15 protein-coding genes are annotated in these 17,973 nt (G+C 73.7%); 7 read left to right on the top strand and 8 right to left on the bottom strand.

What is annotated here, in order from left to right:
• Positions 1–24: 24 nt before the first annotated feature.
• Together ACXJKF_RS20940 and ACXJKF_RS20935 are read left to right on the top strand one after the other, a co-directional pair.
• Entirely contained in the window at positions 25–1,107 is a 1,083-nt protein-coding gene (locus ACXJKF_RS20940; RefSeq protein WP_456789669.1) for a methyltransferase, read from the top strand.
• A gap of 195 nt (positions 1,108–1,302) precedes the next feature.
• The gene (locus tag ACXJKF_RS20935; RefSeq protein WP_456789668.1) at positions 1,303–3,273 is read left to right on the top strand and encodes an NHL domain-containing thioredoxin family protein; all 1,971 of its coding nucleotides are present in this window, start codon (positions 1,303–1,305) and stop codon (positions 3,271–3,273) included.
• Between the two features lie 96 nt (positions 3,274–3,369).
• On the opposite strand, the gene ACXJKF_RS20930 is transcribed toward ACXJKF_RS20935, so the two are convergent.
• Positions 3,370–4,806 (bottom strand): diguanylate cyclase domain-containing protein, encoded by a 1,437-nt coding sequence (locus ACXJKF_RS20930; RefSeq protein WP_456789691.1) that lies wholly within the window; start codon positions 4,804–4,806, stop codon positions 3,370–3,372.
• A 111-nt stretch (positions 4,807–4,917) separates the two neighbouring features.
• Entirely contained in the window at positions 4,918–5,568 is a 651-nt protein-coding gene (locus ACXJKF_RS20925) for a biliverdin-producing heme oxygenase (protein ID WP_456789666.1), read from the bottom strand.
• A gap of 203 nt (positions 5,569–5,771) precedes the next feature.
• On the opposite strand from ACXJKF_RS20925, the gene ACXJKF_RS20920 reads away from it, so the two are divergent.
• The 3 genes from ACXJKF_RS20920 to ACXJKF_RS20910 all read left to right on the top strand — a co-directional run bounded on the left by ACXJKF_RS20920 (position 5,772) and on the right by ACXJKF_RS20910 (position 7,847).
• Positions 5,772–7,115 (top strand): lytic polysaccharide monooxygenase, encoded by a 1,344-nt coding sequence (locus tag ACXJKF_RS20920; RefSeq protein ID WP_456789664.1) that lies wholly within the window; start codon positions 5,772–5,774, stop codon positions 7,113–7,115.
• Positions 7,116–7,242: 127 nt separating this feature from the next.
• On the top strand, positions 7,243–7,656 hold the full coding sequence (locus tag ACXJKF_RS20915) for a hypothetical protein (protein ID WP_456789663.1): 414 nt from the start codon (positions 7,243–7,245) through the stop codon (positions 7,654–7,656).
• Positions 7,653–7,847: a helix-turn-helix transcriptional regulator gene (locus ACXJKF_RS20910; RefSeq protein WP_456789661.1), complete on the top strand. Its 195-nt coding sequence runs from the start codon at positions 7,653–7,655 to the stop codon at positions 7,845–7,847. Before ACXJKF_RS20915 ends, ACXJKF_RS20910 begins: the two co-directional genes overlap by 4 nt.
• A 1-nt stretch (position 7,848) precedes the next feature.
• Here the strand turns inward: ACXJKF_RS20910 and ACXJKF_RS20905 are convergent, their stop codons facing one another.
• The 6 genes from ACXJKF_RS20905 to ACXJKF_RS20880 all read right to left on the bottom strand — a co-directional run bounded on the left by ACXJKF_RS20905 (position 7,849) and on the right by ACXJKF_RS20880 (position 16,111).
• Positions 7,849–8,019, bottom strand: coding sequence for a hypothetical protein (locus tag ACXJKF_RS20905; protein ID WP_235521060.1), 171 nt, complete (start codon positions 8,017–8,019; stop codon positions 7,849–7,851).
• Between the two features lie 104 nt (positions 8,020–8,123).
• Positions 8,124–9,119: a hypothetical protein gene (locus ACXJKF_RS20900; RefSeq protein WP_456789659.1), complete on the bottom strand. Its 996-nt coding sequence runs from the start codon at positions 9,117–9,119 to the stop codon at positions 8,124–8,126.
• Positions 9,120–9,195: 76 nt separating this feature from the next.
• Entirely contained in the window at positions 9,196–10,983 is a 1,788-nt protein-coding gene (locus ACXJKF_RS20895; RefSeq protein WP_456789658.1) for an ABC transporter ATP-binding protein, read from the bottom strand.
• Entirely contained in the window at positions 10,980–12,863 is a 1,884-nt protein-coding gene (locus ACXJKF_RS20890) for an ABC transporter ATP-binding protein (RefSeq protein ID WP_456789657.1), read from the bottom strand. Before ACXJKF_RS20890 ends, ACXJKF_RS20895 begins: the two co-directional genes overlap by 4 nt.
• Positions 12,863–15,241 carry a glycoside hydrolase family 9 protein gene (locus tag ACXJKF_RS20885; protein WP_456789656.1) on the bottom strand — a complete coding sequence of 793 codons (2,379 nt, stop codon included), beginning with the start codon at positions 15,239–15,241 and terminating at the stop codon, positions 12,863–12,865. Before ACXJKF_RS20885 ends, ACXJKF_RS20890 begins: the two co-directional genes overlap by 1 nt.
• A gap of 156 nt (positions 15,242–15,397) precedes the next feature.
• Complete coding sequence (locus ACXJKF_RS20880; RefSeq protein ID WP_456789655.1) at positions 15,398–16,111, bottom strand: helix-turn-helix transcriptional regulator; 714 nt, start codon at positions 16,109–16,111, stop codon at positions 15,398–15,400.
• A 64-nt stretch (positions 16,112–16,175) separates the two neighbouring features.
• Here ACXJKF_RS20880 and ACXJKF_RS20875 point away from each other — a divergent pair, with 64 nt between their 5' ends.
• Together ACXJKF_RS20875 and ACXJKF_RS20870 are read left to right on the top strand one after the other, a co-directional pair.
• Positions 16,176–16,880 (top strand): alpha/beta fold hydrolase, encoded by a 705-nt coding sequence (locus ACXJKF_RS20875; protein WP_456789654.1) that lies wholly within the window; start codon positions 16,176–16,178, stop codon positions 16,878–16,880.
• Positions 16,881–16,971: 91 nt separating this feature from the next.
• Complete coding sequence (locus ACXJKF_RS20870; protein WP_456789653.1) at positions 16,972–17,796, top strand: DUF4397 domain-containing protein; 825 nt, start codon at positions 16,972–16,974, stop codon at positions 17,794–17,796.
• Positions 17,797–17,973 lie beyond the last annotated feature (177 nt).

Below are 17,973 nucleotides of genomic sequence, written 5' to 3'. Positions count from 1 at the left end.
CCCGCGCACCACGGCAGCCACCCCGTGGGCCGGCGACCCCGGTCCCGCCCACCCGTCCGTCGGTCCACCAGCCTCGAGCTCACGTTCCTGCCCGGCCTCGGTGACGTCCTCGCCGACGAGGCCGCCGAGGTGCTCATGCTCGACGGCGACCCGACGCCCGTGCCCGGCCGCGAGGACGCCCTCGACGTGTCCCACTGGGGTCCGCTGGGCGCGGTCCTGGACCTGCGCACGGCGGTCGCCGCGTTCGTCGTGCTGCGGTTCGACGTCCCTCGCCCCAAGTCGCTGACCAGCGGCGACCACCTCCAGCGGATCGTCGACGCCATGTACTCGTCGCTCCGCGTCGGCAGCTCGTCGTCGTTCCGGTTCGAGGCGGCGGGCAGCGACTCGAGCGTGTTCGCGCGGCTCGCGGAGCTGCTCGCGGAGGCCACGGGGCTGCGGTACGACGACGCGCAGGGCGAGCTGGTCCTGCGGGTGCGTCGCGGCCTGCGCCCCGGGTCGTCCGGCGATCCCGGCTGGGACGTCCTGGTCCGGGTCGGGGCACGGCCCCTGTCCGCGCGACGGTGGCGCGTCACCGACTTCCCCGGTGCCGCGAACGCGACGATCGCCGCGGCGATGGTGCGCCTGGGCGGCGTCGACGAGCAGGACCGGGTGCTCAACCTCATGTGCGGCTCCGGGACGCTCCTGGTCGAGCGGCTCTCGGCCGGACCCGCGGCCGACGCGACCGGGGTGGACCTGTCCGCCGACGCCCTCACCGCGTCCTCGGAGAACCTCGGCGCGGGCGCCGTCGAGGCGCGCCTCCTCCAGGCCGACTGCACCGGCCCCGCCCTGGCCGAGGCCGTCGGCACGGGGTGGGACCTGCTGCTGGCCGACCCCCCGTGGGGCACGCTCCACGGCACCCACGCCACCAACGCCGAGGTGCACGCCGGCATGCTCCAGGCCGCCTACGACGCGGCCGCGCCCGGCGCCCGGTTCGTGGTCCTCACGCACGAGGTCAAGGTCATGGAGCGCTGCCTGCGCGACGCCGACGCCCTCTGGCGGGTCCGCTCCACGACGAAGGTGTTCGCCAAGGGCCACCACCCGCGCATCTACGTCCTCGACCGCACCTGACCCACCCGCCGCCGCCCGCCGCCCGCCACCCGCCGCCCGCCGCCCGCGCAGCGTCCGAGCAAGTGGCTGCTCCAGCGACCACATGCTCGGACGTCCGGGATCTCTCTGCGGTGCGTCCGAGGATCTGCGCGCTCTGGCAGCCACCTCCTCGGACGTCGGGCACGGTTCTGCGTCCGGGCAGGTGAGAATGGGGCCGTGCGTGAGAGCAGACTGCCCCGGGTCCGTGCGTCCGAGCTCGTCGGGCGGGGGTGGCTGAACACCGGCGGCCGCACCGTCACGCTGGCGGACCTGCGCGGGAAGATCGTCATCCTCGACTTCTGGACGTTCTGCTGCGTCAACTGCCTGCACGTCCTGGACGAGCTGCGCGAGCTGGAGGAGCAGCACCGCGACGTGCTGGTCATCGTCGGCGTGCACTCCCCCAAGTTCGTGCACGAGGCGGACCCGGTGGCGCTGGCCGCGGCCGTCGAGCGCTACGAGGTGCACCATCCGGTGCTGGACGACCCGCAGCTGGTCACGTGGTCGGCGTACACCGCGCGGGCGTGGCCGACGCTGGTGGTCATCGACCCCGAGGGCTACGTGGTCGCGCAGATGGCCGGCGAGGGGCACAAGCGCAACGTCGAGATCCTCGTGGGCGAGCTGATCGCGGAGCACGAGGCCAAGGGAACCCTGCACCGCGGCGACGGACCGTACGTCCCGCCCGCGCCGAGCGAGGGGACGCTCCGGTTCCCCGCCAAGGCGATCGTCCTGCCCGACGGTCACCTGCTCGTGGCGGACGCCGGGCACCACAGCCTGGCCGAGCTCGAGGCCGACGGCGAGACGCTCGTCCGGCGCATCGGGTCCGGCGAGCGCGGGCTGGTGGACGGCGGTCCCGACGAGGCGCGGTTCAGCGAGCCGAACGGCCTGTGCCTGGTCCMGGACGAGCTGCGCCCGTCGCTCGGGTACGACGTGCTGGTCGCGGACACCGTGAACCACGCGCTGCGGGGCGTCCGGCTCGACGACGGCACGGTGACGACCGTGGCCGGGACCGGCGCGCAGTACATGGTGGGCGCGGCGGACAACTTCCTCGCCTCGGACGAGGACGAGGCCGACGAGGAGCTCGCGTCGACGCCCGTCGTCGGGTCGCCCGGCGACGAGGTAGCGGCGTACGCCTCGACCCTGACGCCGGCAGGGGCGTCGACGGAGCCCTTCGTCCCCGGTCCCCGTCGGCAGAAGCTGTCCTCCCCGTGGGACGTCGCGTGGTCGCAGCCGCTAGGCGCCTTCGTGGTCGCGATGGCCGGCAACCACACGCTCTGGGCGTTCGACGACACCCAGGGCTCGATCGAGCTCCTCGGGGGCACCATGAACGAGGGGCTGCTCGACGGCCCCCTGCACGAGGCGTGGTTCGCGCAGCCGTCCGGGCTCGCCGTCGCGGCCGACGACCGGGTCTGGCTGGCCGACTCCGAGACGTCGGCGCTGCGCTGGGTGGACCCGGTGGGCCGGACCGTGCACACCGTCGTCGGAGAGGGGCTGTTCGACTTCGGCCACCGGGACGGCCCCGCCGACGAGGCGCGCCTGCAGCACCCGCTCGGTGTCGCGGTCCTGCCCGACGGGTCGGTCGTCGTCGCCGACACCTACAACGGCGCCGTCCGCCGCTACGCCGAGGGAGAGGTCACGACGCTGGCCACCGACCTGGCGGAGCCCAGCGGGATCGTCGTGCTCGACGGCGGGTCGACGCTGCTCGTGGTCGAGTCGGCCGCGCACCGCCTCACCCGGATCGCGCTGCCCGCGACGCTCGTCGGCCAGATCCTGGACTCCGGGTCCCACCGCACGCAGCGGCCCGTCACCGAGCTGTCCCCGGGCGAGGTCCGGCTCGACGTGGTGTTCACCCCGGCCGCCGGGCAGAAGTACGACGACCGCTACGGACCGTCCACGCGCCTGCAGGTCTCGTCGACCCCGCCCGGGCTGCTGCTCGACGGCGCCGGCGACGACGTGCCCCTCGACCGCGTCCTGCGCCTCGACCCGGCGATCCCGGAGGGCGTCCTGCACGTCACCGCGCACGCGGCGAGCTGCGACGCCGACCCCGCCATCGAGTACCCGGCGTGCCACCTGAACGCCCAGGACTGGGGCGTGCCCGTGCGGCTCGTCGAGGGCGCCCCGACGACCCTCACGCTGCCCCTGCACGGCTGAGGCGGCCCGACGGCACCGCGCGTCGGCTGAGGCGGGCGGCGCGAGCGGCGGGCCCACGTCGACGGCGCCGGAGCGGCTCCGTGGCGTGCGCAGCGGTCAGCGTGCCCCGAGGATCGCGACCGCAGCGAGCGCGTCGAGGGAGGTCGCGACGACCTCGCCGGTGGCCGCCGTGGCGGACATGCCGATCTCGACCTGCCACAGGTCGTGGATGACCACGGCGGTGGACGACTCGACACCCAGCTCCGCCGGGCTCCCGCCCCGGGCCACCGCGGACGGCGGCTCGGCCGTGCTGCGCCGGGTCAGGACGGCCCACGCCGACCCGCCGAGGGTCTCGGTGGCCGCGGCGGCGAACGCGCACAGCCGGGGGACGACGCCGGACTGCGCCGCGACGATCGCGGCCGTCGCGGCGACCAGCACCCGCTCGGCCGTGACGGCGGGGTCCGCCGCGGCAGGCACCAGCGAGCGCAGCGCCCGTGCCCGGGCGCGCTTGGCCTTGTACTGGGCGGTGTCGGCCTGCCGGAACAGGTGCCGCGCGGACACCGAGCCGGTCACCGCGGTCGAGGCGATGCCGTAGGAGATCGCCGCACCGTGCGGCAGGGGGAACGTCGCGATCGTCGCCGCCATGACGTCCGCGACCTCGGCACGCCGCCGGCCGACGGTCACCAGGCAGAACTCGTCGCCGCCGATGCGCGCCGCGGTCGATCCCGGCAGCGCCGCGGCCGCCCGACCGAGGACGTCCGCCACGGAGCGCAGCAGGTCGTCGCCGGTGTCATGGCCGAGCTCGTCGTTGACGCGCTTGAGCCCGTCGACGTCGCACATGACGATGCACGTCTCGTGGCCGGACTCGAGCGCCGCCTCGGCCTCCGCGTCCGCGATGCGGCGGTTGGCCAGGCCCGTCAGCGGGTCGTCGGCGACGAGGTGCCGGACCTGCGCCTCCAGGTCGACGCGCGCGACCGCCCCGGCGACGAGGGCGGCGAGCACCTCGGCGCGCGCGACGTCGTCGACGCGGAACGGGGGGCCCGGGCGACCGCGCACGGCGTACAGCTGGCCCCAGACGCTGCCGTTGACCATCATCGGCGCGGCGAGGGCCGTCGACAGGTCGAGCTCGCGCAGGGTGTCGACCTCGACCGGGTCGCCCGCGTCGGGGTCGTCCGGGACCGTCGGCTCGTCGTGGACGGTCCGGGCGTGCGCGACCMAGCTGGCGCGGTCGCGGATGAGGGCGCGCAGCGCGGGGCGGTCGTCGGCCCGGTAGGAGGCCCGCGCCATCCAGACGGCGCGCGGGTCGGTCGGCGGCGGCTCCACCAGGACGGTGCGGCAGGTGTCCTGGTCGATGCGGCAGAACGCGACGTGCCGCGCGTCGAGCACCTCGATGCCGGTGGACGTCGCCACGTGCGCGACCTCGTCGATCGACCGGCAGCGGTCGAGCCGGTGCGCAGCCAGGGCGAGTGCGCGCACGCCGACGAGGCCCGCGGCGGACCTGCTGTCCGCGCGCGCACCCTGGGCGGCCGAGCTGCGACGCGTCACGTCGCCCATCATCGACCCTCGATCCCGGATGGAGCGACGCAGACGGATGAGAGGTCCATGAGATCACCCGTCCTGCCGTAGCGGAAGCGCTCGGCACCCCCATTTTTCGGGCCGGAGCGCCTAACGGACGTGGACCGCCCCGAGCTCGCCGAACACGTCCGCGTTGAGCCGGAACGCGAGCCGCGCCTCCTCGACGACGGCCGCCCGGGCCTCGTCGTCGAGCGGGAGGGCGTCGAGGCGTTCGCGGTAGACGTCCTTGAACGGCTTGAGCTTGTGGATCTCGGGGAAGTCGTAGAACGCGATGCCGTCGGCCGTGAAGCCGTAGTGGCGCTGGAGCATCCGCTTGATGATCTGCCCGCCGGACAGGTCGCCGAGGTAGCGCGTGTAGGCGTGCGCGGCGTACCGGGGCAGGGAGTCCGCGGTCTGCGCGAGGCGGTCGGCGTAGACGCGGGTCGCAGGCAGGATCCGGAGCTCGTCCMGCCAGCCCGCGCCGTACAGGTGGGTGAGGTCCTGCTCGATGGCGGGCACACGGGTCAGCTCGGCGAAGACCAGGCCAGCATCGGCGCCGTCGTTCGTCAGCTGTGCCCCGGCGGCCTCCAGCGCGGTGTAGACGACGAGCTGCTGGGCGGCGAGGTCGGCGTACGCGGCGCGATCCAGCCGGCCGGAGAGCAGCAGCTCGACGAAGCCGGAGCGTTCTGCCGTCTCGTGCTCGCTCCGGGTCCCCTCGCGCAGCGCGACCGAGAGCGGGGACAGGACGGTGGTGGCGCTCACGGAACTCCTTGGGTGCTGACGCGATGTCAGGAAACAGTAGCCGACGAGGTAAGGCATGCCTACCCTCGTCACTCGCGCAGGTGAATCGCTTCGGTGGCTTGTCGGGTGGCCCGCCGCTCCCGAGCCTGGACACTCCCGGCGCGCGCCGTCGCCCCGCGCCACCCGCGCGGCTCCGACGCCGCCGACCGGAGAGGCACCACCTGATGTCCCGAGCAACCCGACTACGCACCCTGACGCTCGTTACTGCGCTCGTCGCCGCGGCGATCGTCGCGGCCCCAGCGGCACCGGCCAGCGCCCACGGCGGCCTCACCTACCCGCAGACCCGTACCTACGCGTGCTACCTGGACGGGCTCGCCGGCGGCGAGGCGGCCGGCCAGGGCGGGAACATGCTGCCCACCAACCCGCTGTGCAAGACGGCGCTGGCGACCAGCAACTACCCGTTCTACAACTGGTTCGGGAACCTGCTGAGCCTCGTCGCCGGCCAGCACCAGACGATCCCCGACGGCAAGCTCTGCGGCCCGGACTCGAAGTTCGACGACTTCAACACCCCGAGCGACGACTGGCCGGCCACGCCGCTGGTCTCCGGCTCGACGATCGCCGTCCAGTACTCCGCCGTCGTGCCCCACCCCGGCAAGTTCGTGCAGTACATCACCAAGGACGGCTGGGACCAGACGAAGCCCCTGGGCTGGTCCGACCTCGAGACGGCCCCGTTCGACACGGCCGTCAACCCGCCCATCCGCCCCGGCGGCCCGGCCGGGCCCGAGTACTACTGGAACGCGAAGCTCCCCGCCAAGTCGGGCCGGCACATCATCTTCAGCGTCTGGGAGCGCTCGGACAGCCCCGAGTCGTTCTACAACTGCGCGGACGTCGACTTCGGCGGCGGCACGGGCGAGCCGAGCCCGACACCGACGCCCACGCCGACACCCACGCCGGGCGGGGACACCACCGCGCCGACGACGCCTGCCCAGCCGTCGCTCGTCTCCGCCACCGGCACTGCTGCGCAGCTGTCGTGGGCCGCGTCGACCGACGCCGTCGGCGTGACGTCGTACACGGTCCACAACGCCACGACGAACGCGCTCCTGGCGACCACCACCAGCCCGGCGGCCGCCGTCTCCGGACTCACCGCCGGCACCGTGTACTCCGTCTACGTCGTCGCGCACGACGCCGCCGGGAACGCCTCCGGCAAGTCGCCGACCCTCACGTTCAGCTCGGGCTCGCTCCCGGACGCGGGCTGCGAGGTCAAGTTCGACGTGTCGAACTCCTGGTCCGGCGGGTTCGTCGGGCAGGTCAGCCTCTACAACGACTCCATGACGCCGATCAGCTCGTGGGAGCTGGCCTGGACGTTCACCAAGGGCGAGAAGCTGACGCAGGCGTGGAACTCCGTGGCCACCCAGACCGGCACCGCGGTGAGCGTGAAGAACGCCGCGTGGAACGGGACGATCGCGCACCACGGCTCCGTGAGCTTCGGCTTCCAGGGGACCAGCACGGCGACGCCCGGTCAGCCGACCGGCGTGACCCTGAACGGGGTCGCCTGCACGTCGGTGTGACCTGACGACGGAGGGTCTGGCCCGCGCGGGTCAGGCCCTCCGTCGTGTCAAGTGAACTTGACTTGGCGCGCAAGGCCGCCCTACCGTGTCAAGTGAACTTGACTCGCATCGGCAGAAGGGACCGACCGTGCAGGCATCACAGGAGACCAGCGGCTACCGCGCCGAGATGCGGGCGACCGGCGGCCTCGCCGTCTGGACGCTCGCCTGGACCGCGAGCCTCGCCCTCGCCCGCTTCGCCCCCGAGCTCTGGGGCGACACCCGGCCGGCGGCAACCTGGGCGGCGGTCGTGCTGAACGTGCTCGTCGGGGTCGGGTGGATCATCGCGTTCACCCGGTACCTGAACGCCCTCGACGAGCTGCAGCGCAAGATCATGCAGGACGCGCTCGCCGTCACGCTCGGCGCGGCGTGGGTCGCCGGGTTCGGCTACGTCGTCGCGGAGGCCGCCGGCCTCGTCGACGAGGTGAGCGCAGCGGCGCTCCCGGTGTTCATGTCCGTCGTCTTCCTGGTCGCGTTCGCCGCCGGCAAGATCCGGTACCGGTGAAGAACCGCATCGCGGAGCTCCGGTCCGAGCGCTCGTGGACGCAGGCCGACGTGGCGTTGCGCATCGGCGTCTCCCGGCAGACGGTCAACGCGATCGAGACGCAGAAGTTCGACCCGAGCCTGCCTGTGGCGTTCCGCCTGGCGCGGCTGTTCGGGCTGAGGGTCGACGAGCTGTTCCTCGACGAGCAGTAGCTCAGGCGCTGGCGCGGATGGCGCCGACCACCCGGACCCGCACGTCGACGCCGTCGACCGCCCCGGGCAGGTCGGAACCCGGGTCCCGCGACATGTTCACCTGGAGCTGGTAGCCGTCGGCGGCCCGGGCGATCCCGATCCCGCGCACGTCGGAGCGCCCCTTCAACGTCATTCGTAGGCGCTCTTTCGCTGCCCGGGCCTGTTCGAGGTCCGCCATGGTGGTACCGCCTCCCGCCGACCGTGACGCGGCCGCGGGGGCGGCAGGTCCGACGGTCGTCAGACCAGTGTGACCCCAAGAGCGTCCAGAACGGCATCGATGGGGTTGATGTACGTCAACCCGGTGCCATTCTCACCCCCCGACTCCGACCCTGCAAAGAGCAGTCCCAGGGCGACGCCGTCCGCCCGGTACACCAGCGAGCCCGAGTCGCCGCCGCGGGAGAACGGGCCGGTGCCCGTGGACTCGACCTCGATCTGGTTGTCGAAGCTGATCTCGCCCATCTCCTCGCCGTAGCCGACGACCACGTTGTCCAGCTCGATCGCGGTCACCCGCCCGCGCGTGACCGACGTGGTGCGGCCGATCTTGACCACCTGCTCACCGCCGAGCGCGACGGCCGTCGTCGTGATCCGGCCGACCGGGTACTCCAGGTCCACCTCCTGGTCGTCCAGCAGCGCGATCGCGCAGTCGACGAGGGCCGTGCGGTTCTGGTCCAGGTCCGCCCACGCGGCCAGGGTGCCGACCTTGTCCCGCTGAGCACGCCCACCGTCGGCGGGGCCGGGCTGCAGGATCGTGTCGCCCACCTTCGCCGACGGCGACCCCGCCAGCACGTGGAAGTTGGACAGCGCGTGGACCGTCCCGTCCTTGTGCACGAACGCGCCGAGGGTGCCGGCGGTGACCTTGGCGTGCGCAATGGAGATGCCCGGGCGCAGCGGACGCGTGCGGCCGGTCTCGCCGACGGCGTGCGCGGTGACGACCGGCGGCCGGGGGCGGACCTTGGCCGGGTCGTCCGCGAGCGTGGAGATCCGGCCGGTGCGGCGGACGTCGACATCCTGCCCGACCTCGGCGACGACCTTGCGGGCGATGCTCCGGACCGACGGCAGGCCCAGGCGGTAGCGGACCGCGAGCGCGTACGACCCGTCAGGCTGCGGTGCGAGACCGATGGCCAGCGCAGGACCGCCGTCGCCGACGTCGGACGGCCGGATGACCCGCTCCGACAGCTCCCGTGCGTAGTCGACCGCCTGTGCCTTGGTCTCGCGTGCCGTGCCGTGGTCCATGAAGATCCCCCTGTCGCTTTGCCCGGTACCTCCCGGAGCGGGTGCCAGTCTGCCCGTCGGCACCCACACGCGACACTCAGAGGTAGGCCGCTGCCTGGATCCCGAACAGCTCCGCGTAGAGGCCGTCGAGGGCCACCAGCTCCTCGTGCGACCCGGACTCCACGATCCGGTGATCGGCCACGACGAGGATGAGGTCGGCCATGCGGACGGTGGAGAACCGGTGCGAGACCAGCACGGTCACGGCGCCGGTCGTCGCGCCGACGGCCTTCGCGTGCGCCGCGTACCGCTCGTACAGGTCGTGCTCCGCCTGGGCGTCGAGCGCGGAGGTCGGCTCGTCGAGCACCACGAGCAGCGGCTGCTCGCGCATCATGGCCCGGCCGAGCGCGAGCTTCTGCCACTGCCCGCCGGACAGCTGCGCGCCGTCCGCGTGGCTGGTGCCCAGCTGCGTGTCGAGCCCGTCCTCGAGGCGGGCCAGCACGTCGGCGGAGTGCGCCCGGTCCAGGGCGCCGAGCACGGCCTCGTCGGACTCGATCCGGGGCAGGTCCCCGACGCCGACGTTCTGCCGCGCCAGCAGCTCGAACCGGCAGAAGTCCTGGAAGCCCGCCGCGGTGCGGTCGCGCCAGCCGACGGGGTCGAGGTCGTGCAGGTCGACGCCGTCCACGGTGATCGTGCCCGTCGTCGGCGCGTAGAACCGGCACAGGAGCTTCACCAGGGTGGTCTTGCCCGCGCCGTTCTCGCCGACGATCGCGACGCTGGTCCCGGCGGGCAGCACCAGGTCGACGGCCTCCAGCACGGKGGCGTCGGTGCCGGGGTAGGTGAACGAGACGCCGTCGAAGCGGATGCCGTCGCGCAGCTCGTCGGGCGCCGGCACCTGTGCGCCGTGCACGGTCTGCGCCTGCACCAGCGACCGCATCCACGCCAGGTCCGTCATGCTGCGGGCCGCGCGCTGGAGCTGCTGGAGGATGGTCACGGCGGCGGTGACCTGCTGGTTCACCTGCGAGGCCAGCGTGATGACGAGCACCACGTCGCCGACCGTCCGCTGCCCGGCGACCGCGTCCCGCAGGACCAGGAGGGTCGCCGCGACGTACGCCACCGCGAACGCCAGCTGGCCGGCCGCGCGCAGGGTGTCCGCACGCACCTCGCCCGCCCACAGGATCGCCGTCGCCGCGTCCCACGAGGTGCGCAGCCGCGAGCGGACCTCACCCTCCAGCCCGCACGTGCGCAGCTCCTTGGCGGCCGCCGCGTCGAGCGAGAGGACGAACAGGTGCCGCGCGCGGCGGTTGTCGGCGGCGGCGTCGGCCCGGGCGGCACCCAGGACGTTCTCCGCGCGGCGGCCCAGGACCAGCGGCGGCAGCGCGGCGAGCGGCAGGAGCAGCAGCCACGGGTTGAGCTCCGCGAGCAGGACGCCCGTGATGACCAGCGCGACGCCGAGCCCGACGGCCGACAGCAGCGCCTGCATCGACCCCCAGCCCGACCGGTTCAGCTCCGTGCGCAGCACCTGCAGGCGGTCCGCGTACTCGGGGCGCTCGTGGTGCTCGATGCCCGGCGAGTCGTGCGACAGCCCGATGAGGTCGCGCTCCAGGCGCATGACCGCCTCGTCGCCCAGCTCGAAGTAGAAGATGTGCGCGAAGTGGCCCGCGGTCAGCGCGGCCACGACCAGCACCGCGACCAGGACGGCCGCGATCGACGCGCGACGCGCGTCCCCGGCGACCGCCGCGTCGGTCAGGACGGCGAGCGCGGGTGCGGCCAGCGGGAGGGCCACCGACTGCAGCACCATGAGCACCGACGACAGCGCGAGCTTGCCGGGGCTGATCCTCCCCGCCAGCCGGAACAGCGCCCAGCTCCCGGACATGGTCTGTCTCATGACTCCACCTCGTTCCCGTCGGCGTCCAGTCCCGCCGCGAACCGCTCGGCCTGCAGCCGGAACAGCCGCGCGTAGTGCCCGTCGGCCGCGACGAGCTCGTCGTGGCTGCCCTGCTCGACCACCCGGCCGGCGTCGATGACGACGATCCGGTCCGCCCGTCGCACGCTGGAGAACCGGTGCGAGATGAGCACGGACGTGACGCCGCGGGTGAGCTCGACGAACGAGTCGAAGAACGCGGCCTCCGCCCGGACGTCGAGCGCGGACGTCGGCTCGTCCAGCACCAGCAGCCGCGCACCCGCGTCGAGCGCGTACAGCGACCGCGCGATGGCGATCCGCTGCCACTGCCCGCCGGACAGGTCGGCGCCACCCTCGTACGCGCGGGACAGCGTGGTCTCGAATCCGGACTGCAGCGCGTCGACGGCGTCGGCGATGTCCGCGCGCTCGGCCGCACCCCGCAGGACCGCCATCTCCCGCGGAGCGTGCGCCGCGCCGACCGCGATGTTGTCCGCGGCCGAGAGCTCGTACCGGACGAAGTCCTGGAAGACCACGCTGACCTGGCGGCGCCACGCGGCGACGTCGAGGTCCGCCAGGTCGGTGCCGTCCACGGTGAGACGGCCCGACGTGGGCTCGTGCAGGCGGGTGAGGAGCTTGACCAGCGTCGTCTTGCCCGCGCCGTTCACGCCGACGATCGCCGTGCACAGCCCCGCGGGCAGCTCCAGGTCCAGGCCGTCGAGCACGGGCCGGCTGCTGCCGGGGTACGCGAACCGCACGTCCTCGAACCGGATCCGGGCCGTCGGCGCGTCCGCCGGCACCGGCAGCCCGGGACCGGTGCGCGGGAGCCGCGCCTCCGCGTCGGCCATCCGCGCCTCGAACTCGGCGAGCGCCGCGACGGCCTGCATCCCGTACTGCGTCTGCACGTCCGACTCGGGGTAGTACTCGCCGAGCGCGATCGCCGCGACGACCGACTGGATGCCGAGCGCCAGCGCGGTCAGCGTGATCTCGCCCGCCGACGCGGACCGGGCGATGGACACGAGGACGCCCGCGCTGATCAGCAGCCCGATCGCCGTGTAGACGAGGTACGGCACCAGGTAGAGCTGGCGGCGCCGGGCCGCGACCGGGCCGAGCATCGCCTTCGTCGCGTCGCTGTACTCGTCGGTGAACCAGCCCGCGAGCCCGAAGACCCGCATCTCCTTGGCCGCCTCGGGGCCCATCGCGACCTCGCGGAGGTACACCGACCGGCGGCGGAACCCGATGACCTCCGACCACACCTGCGAGTACCGCCGCAGACCGCCGCGCTGTCCGTACCGGAACACCATCGTCGCGACGAGCACGGCCGCGGCGGCCGGCCAGGACACCACGGCGCCGATGATCGCGGCGAACCCCAGCAGCTGCACGTACCGCGCGACGAGCGCGAGCAGCCCCGCCGCCGACGAGCCCGGGCTGCGGAACTCGGCCTCGAACTCGCGGGTCGCCTCCGTCAGGGCCTCCAGGGTGGCCTGGTCCTCCATCGGCGCGATGCTCGTCGAGCGCAGCGCCACGCTCAGGGCCCGGTCCCGCAGGGCGCCGTCGATGCGCCGCTGCATGCGGACGCCGAGCGCCGTCTGCAGCGGCGCGAGCACCTGGCGCGTGAGGAACAGGACCGCGGCCAGCACGAACGTCCGCACCAGGTCGCTCCACGCCGCCGACCCCGTGCCACCGTCGACCGCCGCCGGCACCTGCCCGACGACGACGGACGTGGCCAGCACGAACGCGACCGGCAGGAGACCGAGCACGACGTCGAGCGCGAGCAGGCCTGTGACCAGGCCAGCACCCGCCGACGGGAGCAGCCGGGCGATCCTGCCGCGCGGCAGGACTGCGGAGCGGTACCAGGACCGGAGCATCACGACCTCTTCCGTCGGGCCAGCAGGAACGTGGCGAGGCCGACGACGAGGACCGTCGCGCCCGCCAGGACCCACACGATCGTCGTCCGGTCGAACCCGACCGAGGTGCCGGAGAACGTGCTCTCGGAGGACGACGCCCACACCGCCATCCACGTCAGCGACGAGTTCCAGTTGACGGTCATCTCGTTGGTGGACCAGGACTGGATGTTGTCCAGGTAGCAGCGCTGCGCGACGCACCCCTGCGGCCAGGTCTGCGCGGCGACCGGGTCCTGGATCGAGCTGTTGGGGCCGCCCGACAGTGTGCCGGCGGGCGGGTGCGGGAGCGTCGGGTCCAGCTGCGCGGCGAACGTCCGGTGGTGCTGGTTCTGCGAGAACTGGGTGCCGTAGCCCGTCACGTAGGACTGGTCGAGCGCGTTGCGGCCCAGCACGTAGTCGAGGCTCTCCAGTGCCGCCGTGCGGTACGCCGCGTCACCCGTGATGTCCGCGGCGGCGGCCAGGGTCACCGCGTTGTTGAGGATGATCCCGTTGGAGCCCCACTCGAACCGGGCGTCGGCCGGCTGGTACGGCTGCCCGAAGAACGCCTTGCCCTGCTGGTACAGCGCGAAGTCGGCGAGCGTGACCACCGAGTCGCGGACCGCGTCCCGGTCGGGCAGGTCGCTGGGCACCAGCGCGAGGTCCATCCGGCCGAGGGCCGCGGTGCGCTGCCAGTCGAACGCGACCGCACCGGCCAGGTCCGCGGAGTGCACCGGGGAACCGGTGACGGCGTCGGCGAACTCGTCCTCACCCGTGGTCAGGTAGAGCTCCGCGGCGGCCCAGTAGAACTCGTCGGACACGTCCTTGTCGTCGTACGGGCCGCCGCCCTCGTTGCCGTCCAGCGCGGACGCGTAGAGGTCCGGCGTCTCGACGGCCGCGTCCCACGCCACCCGAGCACTCTCCAGCAGGCTCGCGGCGAACTCCTCGTCGTACGGCTCCCACAGCCGCGAGCCCTTGGCGGCGACCGCGGCGAGGTTGAGCGTCGCGGCGGTCGACGGCCGGTGCACCTGACGGGCCTGCGCGTCCTCGTCGGGCGCCAGCGGCAGTCCCGTCCACCCGTCGTCCTGCACCTTGTGGAAGACGAGGCCGGCGTCCTGCTGGCCCGCCGGCACCTGCATCCGCTGCATCCACTCGAGCTCCCACCGGGCCTCGTCGAGGACGTCCGGCACCCCGTTGCCCGCCTCCGGCACCTGCGCGGTCCCGTCGGCGAGCGGACCGGCCTCCGCCGCCTCGCGCCCGTCCGCGACGAGCGCCCGCTCCCACGTGTCGAGCACCTGGTGCACGGCGATCCCGCCGTTGACGACGTACTTGCCGTGGTCGCCCGCGTCGTACCAGCCGCCCCGCACGTCGAACGTGTCGTCGCAGGTCCAGCCGGCGTACCAGGCCCGCGGCGCCTGGCAGCCGACGGCCGTGTCCCCGGTGTTGGGCGCCACGCCCAGGTGGCCCGCGGGGCGGGCGTACTCGTCGCCGACGAGCGCGCCGTCGATCTCGGTGCCGCTGCGCGCAAGGTAGAAGTAGCCGAGGGCGTCCGTCGCCAGGTCGGCGTACAGGTCGGCGGCGAGGGCGAACGGGTGGCTGGTCTCACCGTCGGCGACGAGCGTGAACCCCTCGCCGGTCGCGTCGACCTCGTCGAACGTGATCACGTGCACGTTCTCCTCCGCCGTGCGGTCCTCGCCACGCGGGGTCGTCGTCCCCGTCGCGACCTCCTCGCCGTCCGCGTCGAGCAGCTGCCACGGCACCGGGTCCGTCTCCTCGGTCACCAGCGACGCCCGCTTGGGGCCGGTCGGCAGGTACCCGAGCTGGTTCACGCGGACGCGGGTCGCGGTCTCCTGCTCGAACGGCGCGGGCAGCTCACCGGTGTGCACCGACACGTCGTCCACGCAGAACCGCCAGTCGTCCGGCGCGCCGCCCACCTGGAACACGACCTGCCCGGCAGGCCAGTCCAGGGTCGACGTGAATCCCACCTCGTACGGCGTCGGCTCGGGCTGCATCGTCGGCCCGGACTCGGACGTCGACGTCCACGGCGCGGTGTTCATCTGCACGAGCGCACGGATCGGCACCTCTGCCGTGCCGCTCACCGTGAACCCGAACCGGTACGTCTCCCCCTTGACCAGCGGCACGCCGTCGACCCCGACGATCGACGACCACGCGGTGCTCGACCCACCCGGCACGTCCACGCACAGGCTTCCCGACGAGGCGTCCGCGACCATGTCCGGCGTCGCCCACCAGGGCGCCGCCTCGGTGTCGAACGACCCGTTCGGGATCAGCTCGGGACCATCGGCAGCCGCGGCAGGCACGGCCGTCATCGCGAGCAGGACGACGGCCAGGGGCAGGACAGGGCGCACAGGACTCCTTCGACCAGGCTGAGAGCGCTCTCAAGGTAGTGGGTGTCCAGCACGCGTTCTACAGATTTCGCCCAGTCGGCCGAGATCGTGACTTTCCCGCGAGACCGGCAGTTCGCACTGCCGGTCTCGCGGCGAACTGCCGCTCTCGGCGGAGGGTCAGTCGGACGGGCGGGAGGACACCGGGTACGCGTCCGGTGGCGGGGCGCCCACGTCGGCCACCGGGCGGGGGGCGTAGCGCTCCGGGGTGAGGTCGGCGCGCAGGATCCGGGCCAGCCGGAACCAGCGCATCGCCTCACGCCACCGGCACCACGCCGCCACGTACCAGTGGCCCCCCGTCAGGGCGAGCAGCACCGGGTCGATCCGGCGCCGGCTGACGGTCCCGTCCCCGCTGCGGTACTCGATCGCCAGCACCCGGTGCCGCCCGAGCGACTCCTCGACCGCGCGCAGCACCTGCGGCGTCGCCGCCCCACCACCCTGCTCCGGCCGCGACCACACCCGGCCCGAGAGCTCGTCGGCGCGGAGGCGGTCGGCGGGCGGCAGCGCGTCGAGCACCTTGCCGCGCGCAGCCTCCGCATCGGTGCCGAAGGGACTGCCCGGCGGCAGCGCCCGGACGGCGAGCGCGAGGGCGACGGCCTGCGCGGGCGTGAAGTTGACGGGCGGGAGGCCGACGGACGCGTCCAGCACGTAGCCGCCCCCGAGCCCCGCCTGCGCGGTCACCGGGAGGCCCGCCTGCTGGAGCGCCGAGACGTCACGCTTGACCGTGCGCGGCGACACCTCGAACAGCCGCGCCAGCCGGACGCTCGTCGTGCCGGCGTGGCCGACCCGGCGCAGCTCCTCGGCGAGGGCGTACAGGCGATCCGTGCGGTTCATGGTGCCAGCATGGTGACACAAAGGTGACATCCCGGTGTCACCAGACGGGGTTCACGCTGGACCCATGACCACCACACCACTGATCCTCGTCCCCGGTTTCTGGCTCGGCGGCTGGGCGTGGGACGCCGTCGTCGCCGCCCTTCCCGACGGGTTCGACGTGCACGCGCCCACCCTGCCCGGCCTCGAGCCCGGCGCCGACCGTCGGGCCGTCACGCGCGCCGACCACGTCCGCGCCCTCACCGACCTCGTCGACAGCCTCGACGGCGACGTCGTCCTCGTCGGCCACAGCGGCGGCGGCGCCCTCGTCGGTGAGGTCGTCGACGCGCGGCCCGACCGGGTGCGCCGCGCGATCTACGTCGACTCGGGCCCGCTCGAGACCGGCGCCGCCATCGACGCCTCGACCACCGAGGAGGTCGAGGTCCCGCTGCCGACGTGGGAGGAGTTCGCGGCACAGGGGTCGAGCATCGAGGGGATCTCCGAGGACCGGCTGGCGGAGTTCCGCAGGCGCGCGGTGCCGCACCCCGCTCAGGTGGTCCGCGGTGCCGTGCACGTGAGCGACACCCGCCGGTTCGACGTCCCCGCGACCGCCATCTGCACGAGCCTGCCGGCCGAGCAGCTCAAGCCCATGGCGCACGGCGGCCCGCCGTTCCACACCGAGCTCGGCTACGCGCACGACCTGACGTACGTCGACCTGCCGACCGGGCACTGGCCGATGTTCTCGCGTCCGGCCGACCTCGCGGAGGCGATCGCGCAGGCCGCACGCATCTAGTGCATCCGAGAACGACCCGGCGGGTGAAGAGGGGGTGTCAGCACATCGGCCGCCCGACGTACCCGCCGGGCCAGTCCTCGAAGGACGCACCATGCGCGCACGGCTTCTGTCCGGCATCGCCGCCGGCACCCTCGCCCTCGTCACCCTCGCCGCCGTCCCGGCCTCGGCAGCCGACCCCGCCAAGCTCTCCGTCCTGCACGGCGTCCCCGGTCTGACCGTCGACGTCTGGGTCAACGGCGAGCGCACGCTCGACGACTTCACGCCCGGCTCGCTCGCCGGACCGCTCGACCTGCCCGCCGGCACGTACACGGTCGCGATCACCGCCGCCGACGCCGCCGACGCSAGCGCCCCCGCCATCGGCCCSGTCGACCTCGCCCTGGAGGCCGGCAAGAACTACACAGCCGTCGCCCACCTGGACGCCGCCGGCGCCCCGACCGCCACCCTGTTCACCAACGACATCTCCGCCACCGCCGCGGGCGAGGGCCGGCTCACGGTCCGGCACGTCGCGGCAGCCCCCGGGGTCGACATCCTCGCCGGCACCACGCCCGTGATCACCAACCTGACCAACCCGAACGAGAAGGTGCTGAACCTCCCCGCCGGCACCGTCTCCGCCAGCGTGACCGCCACCGGGACCACGACGCCCGCGCTGCTCGGCCCGGCCGACGTGCCCGTCGCCGAGGGCACCAGCACGATCGTCTACGCGTGGGGCAGCGCGACCGCGTCACCCGCCACGCTGGCGCTCGCCACGCAGACCATCACCGGCCTGCACAGCAACCCCTCCGGTGTGAACGCCGGCGAGGTCGGCCTCGTGTCCGACGGCGGCTCGTCCGCGTGGACCTTCGCGATCGCCGGGCTGGCCCTCGCTGGTCTGATCGGTGCCGGGCTCGTCCGTCGCGCCGCCACCCAGCGGAGCTGACTGTCCTCATGATCACCACGTCGCGACCCGGGAGAGCGTCCGCGCCCTCCCGGGTCTCGGCACGCGTGMTCGCGATCGTCGCCGCACTCGGCACGGCGACGAGTCTGCTGACCGCGTGCACCGGCCCGGACCCCGGCTCCGGACCGGCGGTCGCGGCGTCGCCGTCCTCCTCGGCGA

Source organism: Cellulomonas sp. P5_C5 (assembly GCF_054049655.1).
This window is presented reverse-complemented; position numbering and strand designations above follow the sequence as displayed.

Bases quoted from the DNA above. Each gene is read 5' to 3' on its own strand.
- ACXJKF_RS20905 (WP_235521060.1), bottom strand. From the start codon at position 8,019: ATGACGTTGAAGGGGCGCTCCGACGTGCGCGGGATCGGGATCGCCCGG.
- ACXJKF_RS20920 (WP_456789664.1), top strand. From the start codon at position 5,772: ATGTCCCGAGCAACCCGACTACGCACCCTGACGCTCGTTACTGCGCTC.
- ACXJKF_RS20875 (WP_456789654.1), top strand. From the start codon at position 16,176: ATGACCACCACACCACTGATCCTCGTCCCCGGTTTCTGGCTCGGCGGC.
- ACXJKF_RS20890 (WP_456789657.1), bottom strand. From the start codon at position 12,863: ATGCTCCGGTCCTGGTACCGCTCCGCAGTCCTGCCGCGCGGCAGGATC.
- ACXJKF_RS20900 (WP_456789659.1), bottom strand. From the start codon at position 9,119: ATGGACCACGGCACGGCACGCGAGACCAAGGCACAGGCGGTCGACTAC.
- ACXJKF_RS20880 (WP_456789655.1), bottom strand. From the start codon at position 16,111: ATGAACCGCACGGATCGCCTGTACGCCCTCGCCGAGGAGCTGCGCCGG.